Source organism: Collimonas fungivorans (genome assembly GCF_028292705.1).
In the GTDB taxonomy this organism is placed as follows: Bacteria; Pseudomonadota; Gammaproteobacteria; order Burkholderiales; family Burkholderiaceae_D; genus Collimonas; species Collimonas fungivorans_B.
Genome location: NZ_JAQGLV010000037.1, coordinates 1 through 4,947, shown reverse-complemented (window position 1 = coordinate 4,947; position 4,947 = coordinate 1). Strand labels below are relative to the sequence as shown.

Below are 4,947 nucleotides of genomic sequence, written 5' to 3'. Positions count from 1 at the left end.
GTAACAACGCGATTGTAGCGGGGATATGGTCGCTCACCTACAGTTAGGTGGCGATTGCGACAGGAAAAAGTGAAATTTTCGAATTGCTTGACAGTAACAATTCTTTGCCATAACGGTTTGACCCGGCAACCGCAACAAATATCAGACCGGCAACTTCTCCGCCAGGGCCGGATGGGCTGTCGCCGGCGGCTGCAGCAGGTACTGCGCCTCGAGCCAGCGGCGCACATCCGCAAATACCCGCTCGGCGCCGACTTCATTGAAAATCTCGTGGTACATGCCGTCGTAGTCGCGGAATGTGACGATAGCGGGCGGCAAGGCGGCAAAAAACCGGCGGCTGCCGTCGGGATCGATGATGCGGTCGTCGCCGCCGATCACCAGTAGCGTCGGGACGGCCAGGGTGTGCGCCTGGCCCTGGGCGAATTCGCCGGAGCGCAACATGCTGTTCAGCAGGCGCGCAGTAATCTTGTTGTGCACCAGCGGATCGCCGCTATAGGCTTTGGCGACTGCAGGATCATGCGACAGGTGATCGACGTCCAGGCCGTTGGGCAAGGCCAGGCCGGGCGCCACTGCGGACATCAGCTTGAGCAGGCCGAGCTGCACCCGGCTCAGGCGCAAGGCCAATCCGGGCGAGGATAAAATCAGGCCGCGCAGCGGCGCCATCGCGGCTACCGCAAAACGCGCTGCAAACAGGCCACCCATGCTGTGGCCGAACAAAAAGGGGAGATTGCCTGCCAGCGCCGGATAGTCCAGCAGCGCCTGGCGGTTGAAGTCGTCCAGCACCAGGCTGGCGTCGCGCAACAAGGCGGTTTCGTCCGGCGCATCGCCGCGCGGTCCGCCGGAACGGCCGTGGCCGCGATGATCGTAGCTGCGCACCAGCAGGCCGCAGCGGTTGAAAAAACGTATTACATGGGCGTAACGCCCGGCATGTTCGCCTAGTCCGTGCATCAGCAGGATGCTGCCGGCCACCGGCACGCCGTCGGCCGGCGCCCAGTCGGCGACGAAGAGAGAGATGCCGTCCGCGGTCGTAAGCTGTCGCTCAAGACCGGAGGTCATCAAACGCCCCAGAGCACGTCGTTGTTGTGCTTGTGCGCTTCGCGCAGCATTTCCAGCAGAGGATAGATCTTGTTGCCAAAGTTGACCGTCTGCACCGGCTCATGGCCGCTGTCGTCGCCGGTTGCGTTGTGGTGGGCCGCGATGTCGTGCTGTACGCTGTCGGATGCCGGATGGGCGCGGCTTTCCGATGTTTCCGCTTCCAGTTTGGCAATCGCTGCCGCGCCTTCTTCAGCCGTGATGACGCCGATCTTCACATCTTTGTTCAGCAGGTCAAGGATGCGCTTGGCATCGTGTTCAAACATGATGACTTCGGACGACGCCTTGGATTTGAATGTAACTAACATAAAACCTCAGAATATTGTTTTTGATGAAAAAAGACATTGTACAGAATACCCCTTTGTCAGGGGGCTCGCCACTGCTGTCACCGGTGGTTACAGTATGGCCGGGCGTCGTTATTCTTGCATTAATGCTAATTATGTTTGAATGAGGAGATGAAAGTTTCGGCGTTTTCCCGCGAAACGGCTTTTTCCGGCCCCATTACGATGACCTGGTAGATTTCCTTGTCCTTGCTGACAAAATGCCCGAACAGGATTTCCGCCTTGCCGCCCGGCGTGGTGCCGACTGCCTCGACATCGATGCTGGCCGACAGCCCTTGCGTGCTGCTGGCGGCGGCAGCCGCTTTCTCCGACCTGACGGTGCCGTTGATGTTTTTCACCAGCGCGGTTTTCATCGCGGTCAGCGCCGCTTGCGCCTTGGCAGCGTCGGGCAGGGTGGCGCTGCCGACCGCGAATACCGTGTCGTCCACCTTGGCGGCGGTCATGGTCATGGTGACCGGCGTGCCGTCGAGATCGATAGGGCGCGCGAAGGTCGACGGTTTGGCCGGCAGCAGCACGCTGTAAGGAGCGTCCTTGCTGTGCACTTCGCGCCAGTTGAATTTAGGTGAGCAGGCCAGCAATGCCAGTACGGAACAGGCAAGCAGCAAACGGGAAAGCAGGGTAAATGCAGGTTTCACGGGGGTAACGCAGCCGGCTGCGGAAATGGAAGCAGTCGCTATGGTATCTGATGCTGGAAGGTGCGCACACCGAAAACTATGCCTACGCACAGCAGGGCTATGCCCGCCATGACCTGCACGCCCGGCACGGCGTCGCGGAAAATGAAGGCGTACAGCAGCGCCGCCAGGGTTTCAAACACGATCAGCTGCGCCAGCAGCGCCGTCGGCAGATGCTGGCTGGCCTTGTTCCAGAGCAGGGTGCCGATCCAGGACGCGCACAGGCCGATGACCAGCATCAGGCCGACGAACTGCAGCGGCCGCGGGCCAAACGGGAAGGAATAAGAGCCGCCGGTCAGTTTCAGGTAAGCGCCGTAGCCGAACAGCCCGATCAGGGCCAGCGGCAGCACCGCCAGGCCTTGCGCGGTGGCCCAGGTGGAAGGGCTGATATGCGGATTGGCGCGCAGGTAGCGGGCGTTGACGATCGGGTACCAGGTCCAGGCGCCGACCGCCGCCACCGCAATCAGGCAGCCCAGCACATAGTCGCCGATCGAGCGGGTATTGCTGCTGCCTGCCAGCCGCATGTGCGTCAGTTCGGCGGCGTTGACGCACAGGATGCCGAGCAGGATGATCAGCAGCGACGGCGCCAGCCGGCGCCAGGCGACGCTTTCCACGGCATGCCCCGGCGACCAGTTGGAAAACACGGAAATCACCACCGGCAGGGTGCCGATCAGCATGGTCGGCAGCGGCGCATCGGCCAGCTGGATCGCCGTCGCCAGCGCCGCGTAATACAGCAGGTTGCCGACCAGCGACAGCTTCAGCGCGGCGCGCCAGTCGGCCTTGGTCAGGGCGGCGATGCGCTTGCGGTCAAGCAAGGCCGGCGCCAGCGCGATCAGGCCGAAGGCGACATAGCGGCCGAACGACAGCATCAGGCCGGGGTAGTCGGGCAGCATCAGCGGCGCGATGAACACCAGTCCCCACATCTGGCCGGCGCCCAGGGCGCATAACAGCCCGGTCAGCATGAGGCAGGCCGGGGCGACAGTGCGGTTGCGGTTAATTGAGGTGATGCCATGGCGAGGTCGCGGATGAGTAATGATATTGACCCATCATGCCCGTCTTTAGCTTAGCGGTCTTGTACCAATTTGCTGTTGGTACTGCGCCGGAGTGACGCCGTAGGCGCGCTTGAACCAGCGCGTCAGGTGGCTCTGGTCGGCCAGTCCGACCGCGGCGGCGGCGTCGGTCGGCGTGCTGCGCTGGGACAGCAAGGTCTTGGCGCGCGTGGTGCGGCGCGCTTGCAGGTATTGGTGCGGGGTGGCGTGGAACGCAGCCGAGAACGCCCGCACGAAATGGAACATCGACATGCCGGCTTCCGCCGCCAGGGTGTCGATATGCAGGGTCTGGTCCAGGTTGGCTTCGATGCAGTCGAGCACGCGCCGCATCGCCAGCATGCGTTGCGGCTGGCCGGGCCTGGGCAGGGAAACCGGGCGCAGGTTCTTGCCGTAGCGCTGGGTGACGGCGTCTATCAATACCGTGAAATGCGAGATGAACGCCAGGTCGTCCGGCGCCTGCCACATGCGTTTGAACAGCAGCTGGAAACTGTCGGCAAGCTGGGGATCGTGCGCGGTGGCGGCGGTGAAATAGGCTTCGCTGCCGGTCAGTTCGCGCAGCAGCTGCGGTTCGATGAACAGCATCTGGTAAGTCCAGCCGGCAGCGACTTCGGCGTGGCCGTCATGCAGTTCGTCGGGATTGAGTAGCACCAGCGTGCCGGCCGGAGCCACATGCTGCGAACCCTTGTGGCGGAAACGTTCGACCCCGGTTTCAATCGCGCCCAGCGAATAGGCCTCGTGCACATGCGGTGCAAATTCGTGGTCGACCAGCCGCGCCGAATACAATTCCACGCCCGGCAGGTGCGGGCTGGTCTTGAAGGTGACGAATTCGGACGGATGGTGGAACATGCCGGGTCTCGGGTTTGGATTCGGGATGAGATTCAGGCAAGCCGGGCCAGGTGGCGGCGCACCGACAGCAAGGCCCCAACCAGGCCGAGGCCGGCGCTGATCGCCAGCAGGACCAGGCTGGCGATCCAGTTCAGCGGCAGCAAGCGGAATTCGGAGGCGTACAAGCGGGCGAATTCGGCAATCGCCTGGTTCAGCGGCTGCAAGCCAAGCGCTACCGCGCCCAGCGCCAGGCCGCCGGCGCACAGGCCGAGCAGCGCGCCCGTGTAATAAAACGGCCGGTGGATGAACGCATCGGTGGCGCCGACCAGCTTGGCGACGGCAATCTCTTCGCGCTGGGTCAGCACTTGCAGGCGCACGGTATTGAACACCACCGCCACCACCACTACCGCCAGCGTGATCGCCAGGAACATCAGCACCAGGCGCAGGATGCCGAGCAAGGCCGCCAAGCGCTTGACCCACTCCGAATCGACCTGCACGGTATCGACTCCGGGCAAGGCCTTGAGGTCGGCCGCGATAGTGTCGATGCGGGCAGCGTCAGGCGCATCGTGGAAACCGGTCAGTTTCAGTACGTAAGCATCCGGCAAAGGATTCTGGCCCAGCGTGGTCAGCGCATCGTCCATGCCGGTCTTGTTTTTCAGGCTGATCAAGGCGTCTTCGCGCGGGATGAACATGACCTTGGCCGCGCTGTGGTGCTGCTGCAGGATGGCGTCGATCGGCTTGGCCAGCGCGGTGGTCTTGTCGCGCGTTGCATCCAGCGCCATGAATATGCTGATTTCGGGTTCTACCGCCAGCTGCTCGGAGACCGGGCGCACGTTCTCGATCAGGGTCAGGCCGCCGAACGGCAGCGCCAGCGCAATCGCCACCACCAGCACATTCAGCGCAAAACCGCCGGGCGCCTTGAACAGGTGGGTGAAGGCGTCGCTGATGGCGAACAGGTGTTGCCGCAGCCAG

General features: G+C 63.0%; 6 protein-coding genes. All 6 read right to left on the bottom strand.

The genetic code is table 11. The features are described 5' to 3' along the window. Positions 1 to 141 precede the first annotated feature (141 nt). Positions 142 to 1,053 (bottom strand): alpha/beta hydrolase, encoded by a 912-nt coding sequence (locus JWQ61_RS01735; protein ID WP_304358994.1) that lies wholly within the window; start codon positions 1,051 to 1,053, stop codon positions 142 to 144. Beyond that, positions 1,053 to 1,397: a DUF1840 domain-containing protein gene (locus JWQ61_RS01730; RefSeq protein ID WP_304358993.1), complete on the bottom strand. Its 345-nt coding sequence runs from the start codon at positions 1,395 to 1,397 to the stop codon at positions 1,053 to 1,055. The genes JWQ61_RS01735 and JWQ61_RS01730 overlap by 1 nt, the downstream gene beginning before the upstream one ends. 125 nt (positions 1,398 to 1,522) lie before the next feature. Beyond that, entirely contained in the window at positions 1,523 to 2,065 is a 543-nt protein-coding gene (locus JWQ61_RS01725) for a hypothetical protein (protein WP_304358992.1), read from the bottom strand. A gap of 38 nt (positions 2,066 to 2,103) precedes the next feature. After that, positions 2,104 to 3,063, bottom strand: coding sequence for a DMT family transporter (locus JWQ61_RS01720; protein ID WP_304358991.1), 960 nt, complete (start codon positions 3,061 to 3,063; stop codon positions 2,104 to 2,106). A 96-nt stretch (positions 3,064 to 3,159) separates the two neighbouring features. After that, positions 3,160 to 3,996, bottom strand: coding sequence for an AraC family transcriptional regulator (locus JWQ61_RS01715; protein WP_304358990.1), 837 nt, complete (start codon positions 3,994 to 3,996; stop codon positions 3,160 to 3,162). Between the two features lie 32 nt (positions 3,997 to 4,028). Continuing rightward, positions 4,029 to 4,947 (bottom strand): permease-like cell division protein FtsX (ftsX, locus tag JWQ61_RS01710; protein WP_304358989.1); only part of this gene is annotated, 919 nt, incomplete at its 5' end.

What these genes read in the sequence shown, in the direction of transcription:
- JWQ61_RS01735 (WP_304358994.1), bottom strand. Translation starts at nt 1,053, where the DNA reads ATGACCTCCGGTCTTGAGCGACAGCTTACGACCGCGGACGGCATCTCT.
- JWQ61_RS01730 (WP_304358993.1), bottom strand. Translation starts at nt 1,397, where the DNA reads ATGTTAGTTACATTCAAATCCAAGGCGTCGTCCGAAGTCATCATGTTT.
- JWQ61_RS01720 (WP_304358991.1), bottom strand. Translation starts at nt 3,063, where the DNA reads ATGCTGACCGGGCTGTTATGCGCCCTGGGCGCCGGCCAGATGTGGGGA.
- JWQ61_RS01715 (WP_304358990.1), bottom strand. Translation starts at nt 3,996, where the DNA reads ATGTTCCACCATCCGTCCGAATTCGTCACCTTCAAGACCAGCCCGCAC.